This window comes from Bradyrhizobium sp. McL0615 (assembly GCF_049993905.1).
Classification (GTDB): domain Bacteria; phylum Pseudomonadota; class Alphaproteobacteria; order Rhizobiales; family Xanthobacteraceae; genus Bradyrhizobium.
Genome location: NZ_CP188254.1, coordinates 1,451,068 through 1,467,658, shown reverse-complemented (window position 1 = coordinate 1,467,658; position 16,591 = coordinate 1,451,068). Strand labels below are relative to the sequence as shown.

Annotated in this window: 19 protein-coding genes; 8 read left to right on the top strand and 11 right to left on the bottom strand. The window is 62.3% G+C overall.

Going from position 1 to position 16,591, the window contains the following annotated elements; genetic code table 11:
• Positions 1-12: 12 nt before the first annotated feature.
• Positions 13-720, bottom strand: coding sequence for a CoA transferase subunit A (locus ACPPVP_RS06960; RefSeq protein WP_426532555.1), 708 nt, complete (start codon positions 718-720; stop codon positions 13-15).
• A gap of 281 nt (positions 721-1,001) precedes the next feature.
• Between ACPPVP_RS06960 and ACPPVP_RS06955 the strand changes: the two genes are divergently transcribed.
• On the top strand, positions 1,002-2,942 hold the full coding sequence (locus ACPPVP_RS06955; protein ID WP_426532553.1) for an AsmA family protein: 1,941 nt from the start codon (positions 1,002-1,004) through the stop codon (positions 2,940-2,942).
• Between the two features lie 129 nt (positions 2,943-3,071).
• Here ACPPVP_RS06955 and ACPPVP_RS06950 read toward each other — a convergent pair whose 3' ends face one another.
• Positions 3,072-3,293, bottom strand: coding sequence for a hypothetical protein (locus ACPPVP_RS06950; protein ID WP_426532551.1), 222 nt, complete (start codon positions 3,291-3,293; stop codon positions 3,072-3,074).
• Between the two features lie 147 nt (positions 3,294-3,440).
• Positions 3,441-3,851 (bottom strand): hypothetical protein, encoded by a 411-nt coding sequence (locus tag ACPPVP_RS06945; protein ID WP_426532549.1) that lies wholly within the window; start codon positions 3,849-3,851, stop codon positions 3,441-3,443.
• Between the two features lie 95 nt (positions 3,852-3,946).
• Here ACPPVP_RS06945 and ACPPVP_RS06940 point away from each other — a divergent pair, with 95 nt between their 5' ends.
• Positions 3,947-4,126 carry a DUF3072 domain-containing protein gene (locus ACPPVP_RS06940; protein ID WP_426532547.1) on the top strand — a complete coding sequence of 60 codons (180 nt, stop codon included), beginning with the start codon at positions 3,947-3,949 and terminating at the stop codon, positions 4,124-4,126.
• Between the two features lie 204 nt (positions 4,127-4,330).
• Here ACPPVP_RS06940 and ACPPVP_RS06935 read toward each other — a convergent pair whose 3' ends face one another.
• A complete protein-coding gene (locus ACPPVP_RS06935) occupies positions 4,331-4,726 on the bottom strand; it encodes an MAPEG family protein (RefSeq protein WP_426532545.1) in 396 nt (131 codons plus the stop codon).
• A 280-nt stretch (positions 4,727-5,006) separates the two neighbouring features.
• On the opposite strand from ACPPVP_RS06935, the gene ACPPVP_RS06930 reads away from it, so the two are divergent.
• Complete coding sequence (locus tag ACPPVP_RS06930) at positions 5,007-5,315, top strand: hypothetical protein (protein ID WP_426532543.1); 309 nt, start codon at positions 5,007-5,009, stop codon at positions 5,313-5,315.
• Positions 5,316-5,486: 171 nt separating this feature from the next.
• A complete protein-coding gene (locus tag ACPPVP_RS06925; protein WP_426532541.1) occupies positions 5,487-5,735 on the top strand; it encodes a helix-turn-helix domain-containing protein in 249 nt (82 codons plus the stop codon).
• 278 nt (positions 5,736-6,013) lie between these two features.
• Here the strand turns inward: ACPPVP_RS06925 and ACPPVP_RS06920 are convergent, their stop codons facing one another.
• Positions 6,014-7,123 carry an FkbM family methyltransferase gene (locus tag ACPPVP_RS06920; protein ID WP_426532539.1) on the bottom strand — a complete coding sequence of 370 codons (1,110 nt, stop codon included), beginning with the start codon at positions 7,121-7,123 and terminating at the stop codon, positions 6,014-6,016.
• Between the two features lie 86 nt (positions 7,124-7,209).
• Positions 7,210-7,680: a hypothetical protein gene (locus tag ACPPVP_RS06915; protein WP_426532537.1), complete on the bottom strand. Its 471-nt coding sequence runs from the start codon at positions 7,678-7,680 to the stop codon at positions 7,210-7,212.
• Positions 7,681-7,885: 205 nt separating this feature from the next.
• Between ACPPVP_RS06915 and ACPPVP_RS06910 the strand changes: the two genes are divergently transcribed.
• The 4 genes from ACPPVP_RS06910 (at position 7,886) to ACPPVP_RS06895 (ending at position 11,991) form a co-directional block, all read left to right on the top strand.
• Positions 7,886-8,224, top strand: a complete 339-nt coding sequence (locus tag ACPPVP_RS06910; RefSeq protein ID WP_334515374.1) for a monooxygenase — start codon at positions 7,886-7,888, stop codon at positions 8,222-8,224.
• A 406-nt stretch (positions 8,225-8,630) separates the two neighbouring features.
• Positions 8,631-10,016 carry an ABC transporter substrate-binding protein gene (locus ACPPVP_RS06905; RefSeq protein WP_426532535.1) on the top strand — a complete coding sequence of 462 codons (1,386 nt, stop codon included), beginning with the start codon at positions 8,631-8,633 and terminating at the stop codon, positions 10,014-10,016.
• A gap of 254 nt (positions 10,017-10,270) precedes the next feature.
• Complete coding sequence (locus ACPPVP_RS06900; protein WP_426532533.1) at positions 10,271-11,143, top strand: carbohydrate ABC transporter permease; 873 nt, start codon at positions 10,271-10,273, stop codon at positions 11,141-11,143.
• The gene (locus tag ACPPVP_RS06895; RefSeq protein ID WP_426532531.1) at positions 11,140-11,991 is read left to right on the top strand and encodes a carbohydrate ABC transporter permease; all 852 of its coding nucleotides are present in this window, start codon (positions 11,140-11,142) and stop codon (positions 11,989-11,991) included. Before ACPPVP_RS06900 ends, ACPPVP_RS06895 begins: the two co-directional genes overlap by 4 nt.
• Positions 11,992-12,059: 68 nt before the next feature.
• On the opposite strand, the gene ACPPVP_RS06890 is transcribed toward ACPPVP_RS06895, so the two are convergent.
• From ACPPVP_RS06890 to ACPPVP_RS06870, 5 genes are all read right to left on the bottom strand, one after another.
• A complete protein-coding gene (locus ACPPVP_RS06890; protein ID WP_426532529.1) occupies positions 12,060-12,488 on the bottom strand; it encodes a protease inhibitor I42 family protein in 429 nt (142 codons plus the stop codon).
• A gap of 21 nt (positions 12,489-12,509) precedes the next feature.
• A complete protein-coding gene (locus ACPPVP_RS06885) occupies positions 12,510-13,340 on the bottom strand; it encodes a C1 family peptidase (RefSeq protein ID WP_426532527.1) in 831 nt (276 codons plus the stop codon).
• Positions 13,341-13,588: 248 nt separating this feature from the next.
• Complete coding sequence (locus tag ACPPVP_RS06880) at positions 13,589-14,404, bottom strand: ABC transporter permease (RefSeq protein ID WP_426532525.1); 816 nt, start codon at positions 14,402-14,404, stop codon at positions 13,589-13,591.
• Entirely contained in the window at positions 14,404-15,318 is a 915-nt protein-coding gene (locus ACPPVP_RS06875) for an ABC transporter permease (RefSeq protein WP_426532523.1), read from the bottom strand. The genes ACPPVP_RS06880 and ACPPVP_RS06875 overlap by 1 nt, the downstream gene beginning before the upstream one ends.
• Positions 15,315-16,490 carry an ABC transporter ATP-binding protein gene (locus ACPPVP_RS06870; RefSeq protein WP_426532521.1) on the bottom strand — a complete coding sequence of 392 codons (1,176 nt, stop codon included), beginning with the start codon at positions 16,488-16,490 and terminating at the stop codon, positions 15,315-15,317. Before ACPPVP_RS06870 ends, ACPPVP_RS06875 begins: the two co-directional genes overlap by 4 nt.
• Between the last annotated feature and the right edge of the window lie 101 nt (positions 16,491-16,591).

Here is a 16,591-nt window from a genome sequence, read left to right as displayed (position 1 = left end):
CCAGTATCGCGCTTATGCCGCGGGCCGCGGGCGGGTGTTGCGGAACTCGATCCGCTTCTTGCCCGTACCCACTTCGATGATGCGTTTGACGAAGATGCCGGGGGTGTGGATGTGATCGGGATTGAGTTCGCCGGCCGGAACCAGCTGCTCGACTTCGGCTACCGTGATCCTCGCAGCGGTGGCCATCATCGGGTTGAAGTTGCGCGCGGTCTTGCGGTAGATCAGGTTACCGGCGGTGTCGCCCTTCCAGGCGTGGACGATGGCGAGGTCGGCGAACAGGCCGCGCTCCATGATGTATTTCTCGCCGTCGAATTCCTTCACTTCCTTGCCTTCGGCGATCAACGTGCCGACGCCGGTCTTGGTGTAGAAGGCCGGGATACCGGCGCCACCGGCGCGGATGCGCTCGGCCAGCGTGCCCTGCGGGTTGAATTCGAGTTCCAGCTCGCCGGCGAGGTATTGCTGCGCGAACAGCTTGTTCTCGCCGACATAGGACGAGATCATCTTCTTGATCTGCCGCGTCTCCAGCAGCCGCGAGAGGCCGATGCCGTCGACGCCCGCATTGTTGGAGACAACAGTCAAACCCTTGACGCCGGAGTCGCGGATCGCGTCCGACAGGGTTTCGGCGATACCGCACAGACCGAAGCCGCCGGACATGATCATCATGCCGTCCTTGAGAACGCCATCGAGTGCCGATTTGGCGTCGGGATAAACCTTGTTCATGGAGTATGACCTGATGGAGGGAACGGCCGTAAGCCGGCATTATCTTCGAATTATTAGGCGAAATCTTCGCGGTGCGTCAATGACGGGTGGATTACGCCGCCGAACCGCCCGCCGGGCGCCACCTCGGCCTTGAAAGCGTCAAGAAAACCCTTCAAGTTGTGTGGGTTGGCCGGGCTTAACCGTTGCGCCGCCTGCCCTGATCAACATAGACCCTTAATCAACAAAGTCCCCGTAGCATCAACCCGAGTTCGGTTTAGCCAGATCCGGATATGTCATTGACGATGGGCCAAGGAATGAAGCGCCTCGGGATGCCGATTGCGGCGCTGTTTTGCGTGGCCGTGCTGGCGCTGATCGGAACCTCCTGGTTCCTCAACCGCGACGCGCTGCGACAGGCGGTCGAGGCGCAGATCCGCGACGTCACCGGGCTCGATCTGGTGGTGTCGGGCGCGATCGACGTTTCGGTGTTTCCGGGCAGCTACGTCTCCTTTCACAATGTCGGGCTGAAGGGCGGCGGCACCATGGACCCCGCGCTGCAGGTCGATGTGCTGACCGCGAATTTGCGCCTGCTGCCGCTGCTGCTGCGCCGTTTTGAAATCGCCGATGTCATGATGCTGCGGCCGCAGATCCGCGTCGTCAGGGAGGGTGGCGGCGAGAGCAACTGGACGCCGTTCGTCGAACGGATCGCGCGCACCATGAAGCCCGGCGCCGAAAACCAGGTGTCGTTTTCCGAAATCAGGATTCAGGACGGCGTGCTCAAATACGAGGACGCCGCCAACCACGTTACCGAGCAGCTCGGCGATATCGATCTGTCGCTGGCGTGGCCGTCGATCTCGCGCTCGTTCGCGGCGACCGGGCAATTCGACTGGCGTGGCGAGCGCATCGACGGCTCGATCTCGGCGGGCGACTTCGTCGCGATGCTATCGGGCGAACGCTCCGGCCTGAAGGCGCGCATCGTCAGCGCGCCGCTGAAACTGGCCTTCGACGGCTCGGTCGCCAACCGCACCAGCCTGATGATGGAAGGCACGGTGACCGTCGACAGCCTGTCGCTGCGCAACGCGCTGCGCTGGATGGGACAGCCGGTGCCCGGCAGCGGCGGCTTCGGCCGCTTCGCGCTGAAGGCGCGCGCCAATGTTGTCGGCGCCTCGGTTGCGTTGACCAACGTGAATGTCGAACTCGACGGCAATGTCGCCGAGGGCGTGATGACGGTGGCCAATAACGGCCGCCAGACGCTGCAGGCCACGCTCGCCGCCGGCAATCTCGATTTCACGCCCTACATCTCCACCGTGCGCCTGCTGGCGAGCGGCGCGCGGGACTGGAACCGGCAATTGTTCGACCTGACGTCGCTCTCCACCACCGATCTGGACATGCGGCTGTCGGCGGCGAGGGTGACGGTCGGTCCGACAAAACTCGGCCGAACTGCATTCGGCGCGAACCTGCGCAACGGCGCGCTGGCGCTCTCGATCGGCGAGGCGCAGATGTATGGCGGCATCGCCAAGGGCTCGTTCGGGATCGCGCGTTCCGACGCGATCGCCGATGTCAAGGCGCAGTTCCAGTTCACCGATGTCGATCTGCAGGCCTGCGCCAGCGAATTGTTCGGGATCACCAAACTCTCCGGCCGCGGCAATCTCGGGGTTTCGCTGACGGCCTCCGGCTCGAGCCCGTTCGGGCTCGCCTCCTCGCTCGACGGCACCGCGACGATGATCGGCCATGACGGCGCGATCGCGGGCTTCAATGTCGAACAGCTGCTGAAGCGGCTGGAGCGGCGGCCCTTGTCCGGCGGCGGCAACCTGCGCTCGGGTTCGACGCCCTACGACAATCTCACGGTTTCGGTGCGCTTCAACGACGGCATCGCCACCGTCGAGGACGTCCGCGTCGACGGCCCGACGACGCGCCTGACCCTGACCGGCACGGCTTCGGTGCCGAGCCGCGAATACGACCTCAAGGGCGTCGCTAGCCTGACGCCCGCGGCCAACGGCGGCGACAAGGGATTTGATCTGCCCTTCGTGGTGCAAGGCCCATGGGACGATCCGCTGGTATTCCCCGATCCGGAAAGCCTGATCCGGCGTTCGCCCGGCGCAGCGCCTTTGCTTGATGCAGTGAAGGACCGCAAGACACGCGATGCCGTGCGCTCGGTGATCGAGCGGTTTACCGGCGGCGGCCGGCAACCGGCGGCGCCGGAGGCCGTGCCGACGAACGAGTCGGCCGGCGCGAAGGCGAATTAGCCTGGTCGCGTAGCCCAGATGAGCAGCAGCGACATCCGGGTCTTATCTCCATAGCCGGTCGGATAGCGTGCGGGGGGCGAACCTAGTCTTGTCATGGGGCCTCCGGCCGGCCCTACAAACTCCTAACGATCAAGGGACATTATTGCTCTTACCGACCCCATACGGCTTGTTGAGAAAGTAACTTCGGTTACCCAGCGCCGCTTCGGCATACTGGTCGATCGCAACGATGATCGCCTGCACATGCGCGTGGCACCAGCCTTCCCGCGTCGCCTGGATGCGAACCTCCGCCAGGGCTTTCAGCCATGGCGGGTTGTCCGCGTTGTGGTCGTACCATCTGAGCGGTGCTGACATCGCTGGCCCCTGTTGATGAAGTCTTCCAGCTCTGCCCGCTTGCGCGATAGCAGAAGCTGCGCCCGCGCGTTGTCCAGGCCGGATTGATCGAGCCGGCGCGCAAGCTGGTCCAGCTCGCCGATCCGCCGGCGCAGGGCTTGAATCGTCTCATCGCTCACGGCGGCCTCGAGCCTTTTCCGTTCCGATTGAATCGGAACGGGGCTCTGGATTTTTGATTGGACGCGTGGTCCTGACGCGAACCGGTGCCCGCCCCGGATCAGGTCCGGGGCCGGCTTTCGCCGGAAAACGCGCTGGCGCCCCGTTCGCGGGTTTTCTGCTGACCGCCCGGACGTCCAGCTTCAGCCGTTCGTCAACATTGAGCAGGCGTTCCTCGCCCCCGAGCCGGTTCCGCTCGCTGATGAGCCCGAGCATGACGACCCGCATGGACATCAGGTGAACAGCCGCTTCCGAGCAGTCCTCGCCGCGGTTGACCTGTTTGCGGATGTTATCCTCCGCGCCCAACATCTCCACACGTAAGAACCTGATTTTCCTGCGAATTTCATTAAGCTTGTTGTCCATGGGCCACCTCGCTGCGGTTGAACCCTATAAGAACAAATAAAGAACAAATTTCAAGTTAAGAGTCCGCACCCGACAAAGATTCTTTGGAGTTCCAGATGACCCGCCTCCCCGACCAGGTCGATGCGCCGATGACGCCCCGCCAACTGGCGACGCTGCGCACGCTCAGCGCCGAGGCCTATCAGCCAAAACAGTTCGAGCAGGATTTGACGGCGAGGGAGGCCGAACGGCGGATTGCGGCGCTGAAGGCGGAGATCGAGCTGGCGAATTCGTTTTGAAGTCGCCGGAGCCCGGATGACCAATGCGCTTATCGCTGCGCTAATGCGGGCTATTTACTTTTCTGCGGCAGCCTCGTCGGCGGCCGCTTTGTCCGCAGCAGCCCTGTCTGGGGCAGAGGCCTTGTCAACATGTGTTGTTGCGGTCTGAGACCACGTGGCCTGTGAATTGATCCGGCCTCCCGCGCACATCCCTGCCACCGAAAACTACCTGATGATTTCCCAGAAGATGCCCGCCTCGGCGACAAATGCCAAAGTGAACAGCACGGTGCGAAGGTAGGGAAAGCCGACCCAATAGACGACGGCGTGGGCCAGCCGCAGCCAAAAGAAGCTCGCCGACCAGAACGCGGTCATCGCGTCCGCCTTCCCGGTCAGGTGCGCGGCGACGACCAGTGCTGCGAAAGGGGCAAAAACCTCGATCGCGTTCAGATATGCCCGGTGTGCGCGCTGCCCCCAAGGCGGGACCGGGCGCGGCAGGCCGGGGTCGGCATAGTTCGATGGCTGGAGCGGCCCGTTGGTCCTGACCTGACAAACGATATACGGAATCCAGAGAGCGGCGGTCAGCATGGCGGTATAGACGAGGTATCTGAGGTCGGTGGTCACCTTGGCCTCCTTCGTTGGGTGCCAATTCGTAAGGCGCGCGTGCGCGAAGGCTCGCGGGTCGCGCCCTGATTGGCTAGTACAGTCGTTCGGACCGGGACCCAAACGACAGAGCCACGCGATTTGTTTCAAGACCCGGGGAGCAAGCGTAGGCCCGGATGAGCGACTTGCCCGCCGCAGCTCAAGGAGCGCAGGCGGAAGCAGGGTATTCGAAGCCAGGGTTGAGTCCCGGAACGCCGCATCATAGAGATCGATTGTCTCGCCCAACCGAAGGGAGAACGCCATGAAGGCCATCGCACTGAGCGCATTCGGTGCCGCGCTGCTCGCGTCCGCCGCTTCCGCCGCTTCCGCCGCGCCCCTCAACGCGACGACGATTGGCTCCGCCGAAGTCTCCAGCGTCGGCCGGGTCGGTCTGCTCTGCAACGAGTATGATGGACGCTGCTGGCGAACCCGAGGACCGCGCTATGTCCAGCGCTATTTCCATGACCCCAGCTATTTCCCCGGCCGGGGCTACAACTACTACGCAGGCCCCGGCTACTACGATCGCGGCTACGGCGGCTACGGACCAAGGTTCGTCATTCGCGGCTGGTAGCAAGCGTAGCCCGGATGAGCCAACGGAACGCACGAATGCGCGCCGATGACTGGCTCCGCGACATCCGGGTTCTTGTTTGCGATCCCGCATATCGCTGTGCTCATGCGGGCTACTTGCTGTGGCGGACAAAGAAGATCACATGACGATCCAGTTCGAAAGCTCAAGACCCGCTTGCTCGCCAACCCGAAGATCAAGACCGAGCATGATGCACTCGCGCCGGAGTTCGAGATTGCCGCCGAGTTGCTCCGGGCTCGCCTGCGCGCAGGCCTGTCGCAGGCCGAGCTCGCGGCCCGGATGGGCACCAGCCAGTCCACCATCGCGCGGCTTGAAAACGGCCAAACGCTTCCAAGCACCAAGACGATCCTGCGCTATGCAGAAGCCACCGGCAGCAAATTCCGCGTGCGGCTGTCGGCGGCCTGACGCGTCAGCGAGCATGGCCTGGATGAAAGCCGCAACCTCCAGCGCCCTCGCCAACTAGGTCCCCGCATATCGGTGCGCTCATGCGGGCTATTTGCCGGACTGCCGCCACGAAGCCGACCTGACGCTTTCGTCTTGCGGACGCGCGCTTCTTTCAGATAATTCACACGTTCGACCAGCCGTGAAAAACGCGGAGTGGCCGGCGACGGGCCGCGATCAGGTTGTTAAGCCCGCCTCCGCAGGGAGACCTTGAGTCGAGACACCCTAGGGTTCGCGGTCTCTCACTCATCAACGATCTGTCCGCCGTCATAACCGCAGGCGATCCGCCCGAGCGACGCGCGAAACTGTTCGGTCTCGACCGTGGACGCAAGCTCTGCAAGATCGTCGGATTTCGAAATTCGGCGGGCGCGAGCCAGAAGCGACGTTAAGAGCCCTGGATCAAGATAAGGCAGGCTCGCCCAAAACCCGCGCGCGAGATCTTGCGCCAACGCGTGATCGGGATGCAGCTTGTTTTCGGGAGCACGGCCTATCTCGTACATGTGACGAACCGCGTGCCACGGCGCTCGCTCGGACGGAAGGCGCGCCAGGATCTCACGATGTTCTTCAGCGACATAGAACCGGTTGAGCGTATCGAACAGAGCGAAGCGGTAGCCCTGAGCAATCAGGAACGGCTCCCAGTCCTGCCATCCCTGCTCTGACTCCAGCGGCGTCACCGCTTCGGCGACGATCACCTTGGGTCGAAAACGTTTCCAATCGCCGCCGAACAGAACATCGCCTTCGGCGCCCTCGACATCGATCTTGAGGAAGTCGATAGCGCCCAGATCGTGACTTTCGCATAGTTTTGCCAGCGTGGTCACAGGCGTGCGAACGGTCTGATAGTCGGCGCCGAGGGCTTTTGCTTTTTGCGCGAGGCCTTCCACTGTCGTCGAGAGCCCATGCAGGCGTTCGACCACATGGAAGTCCATTTCGCCGCAGTGACGTCCGACCAGGCCACGAAACGCGAGGTCGCGCGGACGCAGCCGCTGGTAGAGCTCCCCAAGTTCAGGCTGTGGCTCGACGACAACGCCCTGCCAGCCACGTTCATAGAACCAGAACGACACGTTATCGGCGATCGGATGCCCCGCACCGACATCGATGTAGGTCCCGGTGGTCTGTCCCGCGAAGGCAAGCGAGAGATGATAGTCTTCGAGATTTTGTGAGTAGGATAAATCCATTCGCTTCCTCGTTTCCGTCCTGCTTGCTGATGTTTCCTCAACCAACGAGCCGGCCCGCGCAGTGCCGCGTCGGCATTCTGTCCATTCCTTTATGCGTTCTAATTTCGAGGACCTCCTGTCCATGTGAACAAAAACGGACGTCGGGCGGGCAGGCAGCTTGAGGCACGATAGCGCCATTGGCCGACATCACCACTTGCCGAATTCCGCTTCGCACCGGAAGCGGTCGTCCGAGCCAAATTGCGTTTGACCCGAAGTGGACACGTCTATGAAGCGTGGTGCAGCTTTCTGAACCCCAGTCGCCGAAGGAGACCAGCCGTCGGTCCGCGCTCGATCACATCGCGGAAACGCTCCCCGTGAGCGTAGCGCCACCCCAGCAGCCAGCCCTCAAAGAATCCAAAGATGGACACGGTTAGCATTGTGACGAAGGCGAGCAGCACTGTCCCGGAGATCGTGGCGATCACCAGTCCGTTGGTCGTGACGTGTGTGAGGGTGGATGCGGGGTCCAGAATGCCTGACAGCCATGCTACGCCGACAACCATTGCTGCTATCAAAGGTGCGGCGGCAGCTTGGAAAAGGAAAACACACGGAAAAGTCGCCGCCATAGCCAGAGCAAGCGCCAATCCTTTGCGGCGGGTACCTCGGTTGAGCGCCATCACCCCGGCCGAGAACCAAACCAGACACGCAAGGGGTATCCAGACCAACAAGGCTACAAAATATATGAACGTCGGAGGCAAGGTCCTAACTCCCAGAGGCTTTTCCAGAGCGAGCATACGTTAGTCCGAACACGCGAAGCGCTAAATGCGCAGATGTCTCGTCAGGCACTGGCCGAGATTGCGGAATGGCCGCCTTGCGCCAGAAGCGGTCATCACCGCACGGTCAGGCTTTGACCGCGTGCCCGAATTCATCACATGATTGCCGACCTGATGGGAGGAACCGTTCATGCCCAATTGCATCGTTGTCGTTCAGTTCGATTTGCCAAAACGCTCTGAGGAGCTGGCGGTGAAAGGCGGCACTTCGACCGCACCGACCTATCGCGGCCTCGCCAGGAAAGGATTGATCCGAAAGGACTACCTGAACGGGGAAAATGGCACCGGCGGCGTTTATCTCTGGGACAGCCGTGAATCGGCGGAAGCCTGGTTTACGGAAGCGCGCATCGCTGACCTGACCGAGCGCTTTGGGGTCCGGCCTCGCCTCACCTGGTACGACACCTACGTGACGGTCGACAATTTGAAGGGCGAGACCCGCGTCAACGGCAAGGCGATCGAGGTCGTGGCCTGATCAACCTGATCGCGGCGCAAAGGGCGCATCGCGCCGCGGGCTAGCGAACGCATATTCGGTTGTCATCGCCCCGCTCGACGGGGCGACCCAGTATTCCAGAACCGGCAGTGATCGAAGCGATAGGTCGCGGCGTATTGGATGCCCCGCCGGAGCCTGTCATCGGGCTCGCCAAAGGCGAGCCCCGGTGGCGGGGCATGACGGTTTTGCGTGCCGCGACAATCCGGATAGCTGGCGGTATCCGGGGACGAAAATGATTGAACCAAAATGCCGGGGCAGAGCCCCTGCCGCATTTGCGCCCGGAATGTCCCCCTACAGAAGTCTGCCTTGTCCCATCTGGCTAACGCCGCATGGTTGCGCTATCTTTTATCCAACCGGTTAAAAAGCCGGGGTTTTGAGGGAGAACAACGTGATATCCAAGAAATTAGGTGGGCTTTCACTCGCGGTCGCTGCGGTCGGGCTGTTTTATGCCACTGCACCCGCGCTCGCCCAGCAAAAGACCATCACCGTCTGGTTCGGCAAGGGCTTTTACAAATCCGAGGACGACGCGCTTCTGGAGGCGATCAAGAAATTCGAGGCCAAGACCGGCATCAAGGTCGAACTGTCGCAATACGCCATCCAGGACATGATCCCGAAGACGGTGGCGGCGCTGGATTCCGGCACCGTGCCCGACGTCGCCTATTCCGACAGCTACGACGTGCAGGCGCAGGGCAAATGGGCGTTCGAAGGCAAGCTGGAAGATCTTTCCGACATCATGACGCCGATGAAGTCGGCGTTCGCGCCGAACACGCTGGAGACGGTCAACCTCTACAACGACGTTGCCAAGAAGCGTGCCTATTACGGCTTCCCGCTGAAGCAGCAGAGCATGCACGTCCAGATCTGGGGCGACATGCTGGAGCAGGCCGGCTTCAAGCCGAGCGACATCCCGACCAAGTGGGAAGATTACTGGTCGTTCTGGTGCGACAAGGTGCAGCCCGCCAGCCGCAAGGCGACCGGCCAGCGCGTCTATGCCGTCGGCCAGCCGATGGGCGTAGAATCCACCGATAGTTTCCAGTCGTTCTACACCTTCATGGACGCACACAACGTCAAGCTGGTCGACGACGAGGGCAAACTCCTGGTCGACGATCCCAAGGTGCGTGAAAACCTGACCAAGGCGCTGAAGGACTACACCGATACCTACATCAAGGGCTGCACGCCGCCCTCGTCGACGACCTGGAAGGATCCGGACAACAACGTCGCCTTCCACAACAAGACGATCGTGATGACGCACAACTTCACGATCTCGATCGCGGCGAAGTGGCTCGACGACGCCAACAATCCGGCGCTGACGCCGGAGCAGCGCGCGCTCGGCAAGAAGAACTATGAAGAAGTCATCATCACCTCTTCCTTCCCGAACAAGCCGGACGGTACCCCGATCAAGTACCGTTCCGACGTCAAGACCGGACTGATGTTCGCCGCCGCCAAGAACAAGGCCGAGGGCAAGGAGTTCATCAAGTTCCTGATGCAGGAAGAGAATCTCCGACCCTACATCGAGGGCGCGCTCGGCCGCTGGTTCCCCGTGACGACCGCCAGCCAGCAGAGCCCGTGGTGGCAGGCTGACCGGCATCGCAAGGCGGTGTACAACCAGTTCACCGGCGGCACCACGCCGTTCGACTTCACCAAGAACTGGAAGTTCACGATCCTCAACAACGAGAACGTCTGGGCCAAGGCGATGAACCGCGTGGTGAGCGAGAAGGTGCCGGTCGACAAGGCCGTCGACGAGCTGATCGCCCGCATCAAGCAGATCGCGGGTTAGTCTTACTCCTTCCTCTCCCCGCTCTTCGCGGGGAGAGGGCATAGGCGGCCTCCGGCCGCCGTACTTTAATGAGGGACGCCGATGCGCAGCATCGGCTATGGTGAGGGGCACCCTCCACGAGCACAACTCGCGGAAAGTCCTGTACCCCCTCACCCGGATTGCTTCGCAATCCGACCTCTCCCCGCAAGCGGGGCGAGGTTGAAGCAAAGCATCGGCCGCTTCGCCCGGCCGGCATCTCGTTCTAGAGTAGACGTATGGCAATCACCCTTTCGGCCGATCACGCAGTACCAGGCCCACCACTCTCAGCCCGGCTGACGCCGCCGCAGGTCTGGGGCATCGTACTGCTGGCGCCCTATGCCCTCGTGTTTCTCGCCTTCGTGGTCTATCCGGTCGGCTACGGGCTGTGGCTGGCGCGGCATCCGGCGAGCTATGTCGCGCTCTGGCACGACCCGATCTTCGCGCGCGCCGCCGTCAACACGCTGATCTTCCTCGTGATCGGCATCAACGTCAAAATGGCGATCGCGCTGTTTTTGTCCGGTTTCTTCGCCCAGCAGCGCACCTGGATCAAATGGCTGTCGGTGCTGTTCATCCTGCCCTGGGCGGTGCCGTCGATTCCGACCATTCTCTCCGTGCGCTTCATGTTCAATCCGGAATGGGGCGTGGTCAACCAGCTGATCTTCAAGTTCACCGGCGAGGACGGACCGAACTGGCTCAACGACCCCGCCGTGGCGCTCACCATGGCGATCGGCGTGCATATCTGGAAATCGCTGCCGTTCTGGACGCTGATCCTGATGACCGGGCGGCTCGCGATCCCGCACGACCTCTATGAGGCGGCCGAGGTCGACGGCGCGAGCTGGTCGCAGAAATTCCGCTTCATTACCTGGCCGTCGATGCAGACGCTCTACATCACCTGCACGCTGCTCTCGATGATCTGGACGCTCGGCGATTTCAACAGCGTCTACCTGCTCACCGGCGGCGGTCCTGCCGACCTCACCCATGTGCTGGCCACGCTCGGCATCCGCTATCTCAGGCTCGACCAGCTCAGCCTTGCGATGGCCTCCATCGTCTGCGCGCTGCCCTTCGTGCTGCCGCTGGTCTATTTCATGATGAAACGGTTGTCGCGATGAAGCTGCCAACACTCCGCGAAATCGGCACCGAAACGAAGCTGCTCCTGATCGGCATTCCCGTGTTCATCTGGACCATGGTGCCGATCTACCACATGTTCCTGTTCGCGATCTCGCCGAAGGAGGACGCGTTCTCGGGTAAGCTGTGGCCGGCACATCCGACGCTGAACAATTTCTACATCGTGTTCCACCAGCAGCACTACTTCCTGCGCGATTTCTGGATCCAGTTCCTGAATTCGGTTGTCATCGCGCTGTCGGCCGGCGCGCTGACGCTGATGATTGCGACCGCCGCGGCCTTCTCCATCTCGCGGCTGCGCGTACCTGGCGGGCGGTGGGTGATGAATCTGGCGCTGCTCACCTATTTCATCCCGGCGGCGTTCCTCGCCGTGCCGATGTACCGCACCATGGGCACTTACGGCCTCCTCAACAATCACTGGTCGCTGATTCTGGCGATGGTGACGATCGCCTCGCCCTACGCAATCTGGGTGCTGAAGCAGGCCTCCGACAAGCTGCCGGTCGAACTGGATGAAGCCGCCACCATGGACGGCGCTACCACGCTGCAACTGTTCCGGCTGGTCTATTTGCCCTTGATGATGCCGTCGCTGGTGGCGATCGGGACCTACGCGATCCTGCTGGCCTGGAACGAATATCTCTACGCCTTCCTGCTCTTGTCCAAGGACACCGAGATCACGCTTCCCGTGGCGCTGGGCAACTTCCTGGCCGCCGATGACTCGCCCTGGGAATTGCTGATGACCACCGGCTTCATCTACGCACTGCCGCCGGCCGCGATCTACTACGCGTTCAAGCGCTATATGGTGGGCGGATTGACCGCGGGCGCCGTGAAGTCGTGATGTGGCGATAGCGTTTTCGAGCGAAGTGGATACCGGTTCGCGTGAAGAAAACGCGTCAAAACAAGAATCTACGGCTGTACGTTCAGCCGGAAGCTAAATCGTTTCACGATCGAGCCATCGCCTTCGAAGTGCCGCCAGTATTTCAGCGCGATCTCGCCGCTGCCGGCCTTCTTCGCCGTGAAGTCGAACGTGACATTGCCGCCGGAGCCGATCGCGCCTCGGGACGGATGCGGCTCCGAGCCGGCTTCCTCCACGACGTCCCGGTCGAGACGATCGACCGCCCAGCGATAGCCGGTGGTCGCGTTCTCGGGCAGGGTCAGGCGAACGCTCTCGCCGACGCGCAAATCGACCGTCCGCTCGTTATCCGCCTCGGTCAGTGACTGCATGACATGGACCTTCCCGGTCTCGGCGGCGACCGCGCCGCTGACGTGCAACGAAAGGATTGCACCCAACAGCGCGGCAACGCGTATCAGCCCAGGAAGGTTCCATCCGCTCACGGCTCGGTCAAGCTCCCCGCCTCAGATCGTCACGCCGTAACTCTCGTTGAAGAATCCGGCATTGATATAGGCCTCGCTGGCATAGGCAAAGCCCTTGTCGCCCCAAGTCGTACCCCAACTGTTGCGGATGATGAAGCGGTGGTCGGCGGTATATCCGACGCAGCAGACGCAATGGCCACCACGAATGGTCGCCGGCATGAAGGTGTCGAGCTTGCCTTGGGTCGCGGTCGCGTTGTCCCAGGTGTGATCGACGTTGAGCGCTACCAGGATGGGCCCATGGCTCGCCAGCCAGGAACGCCAGCTCGCGAAATTGCGCTGCATGTTGACGTAAGAGGCGATCTTCCGCGTCGCCGCCGTGGCGTAGAATACGTCCTCGTCGTCCAGATACATATTGGTCTGGATATGGAAGGGCAGCAGCGTCTCCGGCACCCCGCCGTACTTTCGCAGGATGTCCAGCGCGGCCTTCAGGCTGGTGCCGGCGCCCTCGATCATCGTTTCCGGCCTGGAGGTGAATTCGTCGGTTTCCTTTGATGCCATCCACGTAAACCGCGGCGACAGTTTTGCTGTCTGGCCGAGCCTGCCAGCTTTGACGAAATGATAACGGGCAACGCCATCGGTCGAACCCCAACCGACGCAGGAGCCGGTCGATTCTTGATTGCCGATATCCCACCATGGCTGACGAAGATCGACGCTGGCAGGCGCCGCCAATGGGGCGGCCACCGCGCCGGCGGCAATCACGTCGGACGGCGCCCAGTCGGTTTCGGTATTGCGCGAGGGCACCACATTGCAAATGCGATGTGTCTCCGGCCTTGTGGAGGATGACTTGTCGAGGACTTTCTTGGATTTGGCCATAATGAATTCTCCTGTTGACGTGAGGACGCAGGCGAAAAAATTGCGTGAGGGGCCGACAAGAATTTTCGAAACGACTTGAAAATCAGACCGCGATCATTTCTGCGTTGCAACGAAAGCGCAGGAGTATGAACTGGCACACGTTTAGATAGAAAATTGCCTGCACGGTTTCGTGATAGGCGCGCGGCCAGAGCATCAGAACCCTGGCTTCAGAACCGGCGCGTCAGTGCTTTGTGAAAACAGGCAGCGGCTTACAGCGGTGCCGCGCTCTCGCCTTGCGAACTCGACAGTTTCGAGGCGAACGAAGCGATCACGATCACCACCGCGATCAGCGCGATCACCATGGTGCAGATCGCGTTGATCTCGGGCTTCACCCCGAGCCGCACCTCGGAATAGATCCGGATCGGCAGCGTCGCGGAGCCCGGACCGGTCGTGAAACTCGCGATCACGACGTCGTCGAGCGAGAGCGTGAAGGCCAGCATCCAGCCCGCGGCAATCGCCGGAATGATCAGCGGCAGCGTCACGCGAACAAACGCCTGCACCGGATCGCAGCCGAGATCCATCGCGGCCTCTTCGAGGCTGCGATCGAGCGCGGCGAGGCGCGACTGCACCACCACGGCAACGAAGCACATGGTCAGCGTGGTGTGGGCGATCGTCACGGTCCAGAAGCCGCGCTCTGCGTTCAGCGCCACGAACAGCAGCAGCAGCGAAAGCCCCGAGATCACCTCCGGCATCACCATTGGCGCATAGAGCATGCCGGAAAACAGCGACCTTCCCTTGAAGCGCTCGCCGCGCACCAGCCCCACCGCCGCCAGCGTGCCGAGTAGCGTCGCGATCGTGGCCGAAACCGCGGCGACACGCAGGCTCATCCAGGCCGCGTCGAGCATCGCTCGATCATTGAAGAACTCGTAATACCAGCGCAGCGACCAGCCGCCCCATACCGTGACCAGCCGCGAGGCGTTGAACGAATAGATGACGAGAATCACGATCGGCAGGTACAGAAACGCCATCCCGAGCGCGAGCGCAGTGATGTTGAACGGCGAGATCTGGCCGACCTTGCGCGCCATCAATTCGCTCCTCCGAGCTGACGGCGCTGCAGCCGATCATAGAGCAACAATGGCGGCACCAGCAGCACCAGCAGCGCGACCGCGGCGGCAGCGGCGACCGGCCAGTCCTTGTTGGTAAAGAATTCCAGCCACAGGGTCTGGCCGATCATCATCGAACTGGAGCCGGCGAGCAGATCGGGGATGACGAACTCGCCGACGATCGGGATGAAGCACAACAGCGCGCCGGCGCCGACGCCGGCCAAAGACAGCGGAAACGTCACCAGCCAGAATGCCCGAAGCGGCGACGCGCCGAGGTCGCTTGCGGATTCCAGCAGCGAGGGATCCATCCTGGCGAGCGTCGCATAGAGCGGCAGGATCATGAACGGCAGGTAGGAATAGACGATGCCGATATACATCGCGGTGTCGGTCGAGAGCCACACCACAGGTGCCGAGACCAGATGCAGCGCGAGCAGAATCTTGTTCAGCAGCCCGTCATGCTGCAAAATATTGATCCAGGCATAGATGCGGATCAGGAACGAGGTCCAGAACGGCACGATCACCAGCATCATCGCAACCGCCTGCCAGCGTTGCGGCAGGCGCGCCATGCCATAGGCGATGGGGTAGCCGATCAACAGCAGGATCAATGTCGAGGTCACCGCGACGACGAGGCTGCGCAGGTAAGAGCTGATGTAGAGATTGTCCGAGATCAGCAGCCTGAAATTATCCAGCGAGAGCTGCGCGAACGCCGCCTTGATCGCCGCCCACCCTTCGGTGAAATCAAACAAGGGCAGATAGGGCGGCTGCGCGATCGCGGTCTGCGACAGGCTGATCTTCAGCACGAAGCCGAACGGCACCAGGAAGAGCAGCACCATCCAGATGTAGGGCGCGATCGCGGCATAGCGCGCCGGCTGCGCGAAGATGCGGCGCGCGCTCATCGTTCCAGCACCATGCAGTCGTCGGGCGTAAACCAGGCCACCACGCGCTGGCCGGTGCTATAGGTGTCCCTGTCGAGCCGCGCGGTATTGGCCATCGATGAGCGCACCACCGCGCCGGAATCGAGCTTGACCTTGTAGACGGTCGAGCCGCCGAGATAGCCGACTTCGGTGACGGCGCCTTCGAGCCGGTTGATCGCCTGCGAATGGTCCGCGTCCGACGCCGGGCCGCGGCGCGAAAGTTTTACCTTCTCGGGGCGGACAGCAACCGTAACGGCGATCCTGGTAACAGGCTGACGCGGCTCCGCGACCGCGATGTTTCCGCCATCCCGGGTCGCAACCGTCAGGCGATGATTCTCGTGCGAGGTAACTTCGCCCTCGAACAGGTTGATGTCGCCGACGAACTCGGCGACCCAGCGCGTGGCGGGCGCCTCGTAAAGGTCGCGCGGGGTCGCGACCTGTTGGAGCCGGCCGGTATCCATCACGCCGATCCGGTTGGCCATCGTCATCGCCTCTTCCTGGTCGTGGGTGACGATGATGAAGGTCATGCCGAGCCGGCGCTGCAGCTCCATCAATTCTGCTTGCGTGCTCTCGCGCAGCTTCTTGTCCAGCGCGGCCAGGGGCTCGTCGAGCAGCAGAACCTTGGGCCGCCGCGCCAGCGAGCGCGCCAGCGCCACGCGCTGCCGCTGACCGCCGGAAAGCTGGTCGGGTTTGCGCTTCTCCATGCCGTCAAGCTTGACCAGCGCGACCATTTCGGCAACGCGGGTGTCGATGGCGGCGCGCGGCATGCCGGCGCGCTTGAGCCCAAACGCGATATTGTCCCGCACGTTGAGATGCGGGAACAACGCGTAGTTCTGGAACATCATATTGACCGGCCGTTCGTGCGGCAGCACCGGCGCGATATCGCGGCCGCCAAGCTGGATGCGGCCCTCGTCGGGCGTCTCAAAGCCGGCGAGCATCCGCAGCAGCGTGGTCTTGCCGCAGCCGCTCGGGCCCAACAGCGCAAAGAACTCACCCGCCCGGATGTCGAGCGAGAGCCGGTCCACCGCGCGGAAGGTACCGAAATTCTTGGAGACCCCCTCGATGCGGAGCAACGGCACATCGGCCGCTACGTCGGCGGGTGCCGCCGATGCGTCGATATTTGGCCTGTCGATTTCAGGCGATTCCTCAGTCATATGATCTGCCAGCCCCGTCGTGCAGCGCACGCTAGCGGTGGATCGGCATCGGCTCAACCGGCCCCGAAGAAGCGGCCACAATATTCTGGATGGAGGTGCCG

Bases quoted from the DNA above. Each gene is read 5' to 3' on its own strand.
- ACPPVP_RS06950 (WP_426532551.1), bottom strand. From the start codon at position 3,293: ATGTCAGCACCGCTCAGATGGTACGACCACAACGCGGACAACCCGCCA.
- ACPPVP_RS06900 (WP_426532533.1), top strand. From the start codon at position 10,271: ATGGCAATCACCCTTTCGGCCGATCACGCAGTACCAGGCCCACCACTC.
- ACPPVP_RS06945 (WP_426532549.1), bottom strand. From the start codon at position 3,851: ATGGACAACAAGCTTAATGAAATTCGCAGGAAAATCAGGTTCTTACGT.
- ACPPVP_RS06910 (WP_334515374.1), top strand. From the start codon at position 7,886: ATGCCCAATTGCATCGTTGTCGTTCAGTTCGATTTGCCAAAACGCTCT.
- ACPPVP_RS06920 (WP_426532539.1), bottom strand. From the start codon at position 7,123: ATGGCGCTATCGTGCCTCAAGCTGCCTGCCCGCCCGACGTCCGTTTTT.
- ACPPVP_RS06955 (WP_426532553.1), top strand. From the start codon at position 1,002: ATGGGCCAAGGAATGAAGCGCCTCGGGATGCCGATTGCGGCGCTGTTT.
- ACPPVP_RS06940 (WP_426532547.1), top strand. From the start codon at position 3,947: ATGACCCGCCTCCCCGACCAGGTCGATGCGCCGATGACGCCCCGCCAA.
- ACPPVP_RS06960 (WP_426532555.1), bottom strand. From the start codon at position 720: ATGAACAAGGTTTATCCCGACGCCAAATCGGCACTCGATGGCGTTCTC.
- ACPPVP_RS06930 (WP_426532543.1), top strand. From the start codon at position 5,007: ATGAAGGCCATCGCACTGAGCGCATTCGGTGCCGCGCTGCTCGCGTCC.
- ACPPVP_RS06885 (WP_426532527.1), bottom strand. From the start codon at position 13,340: ATGGCCAAATCCAAGAAAGTCCTCGACAAGTCATCCTCCACAAGGCCG.
- ACPPVP_RS06870 (WP_426532521.1), bottom strand. From the start codon at position 16,490: ATGACTGAGGAATCGCCTGAAATCGACAGGCCAAATATCGACGCATCG.
- ACPPVP_RS06875 (WP_426532523.1), bottom strand. From the start codon at position 15,318: ATGAGCGCGCGCCGCATCTTCGCGCAGCCGGCGCGCTATGCCGCGATC.
- ACPPVP_RS06880 (WP_426532525.1), bottom strand. From the start codon at position 14,404: ATGGCGCGCAAGGTCGGCCAGATCTCGCCGTTCAACATCACTGCGCTC.
- ACPPVP_RS06895 (WP_426532531.1), top strand. From the start codon at position 11,140: ATGAAGCTGCCAACACTCCGCGAAATCGGCACCGAAACGAAGCTGCTC.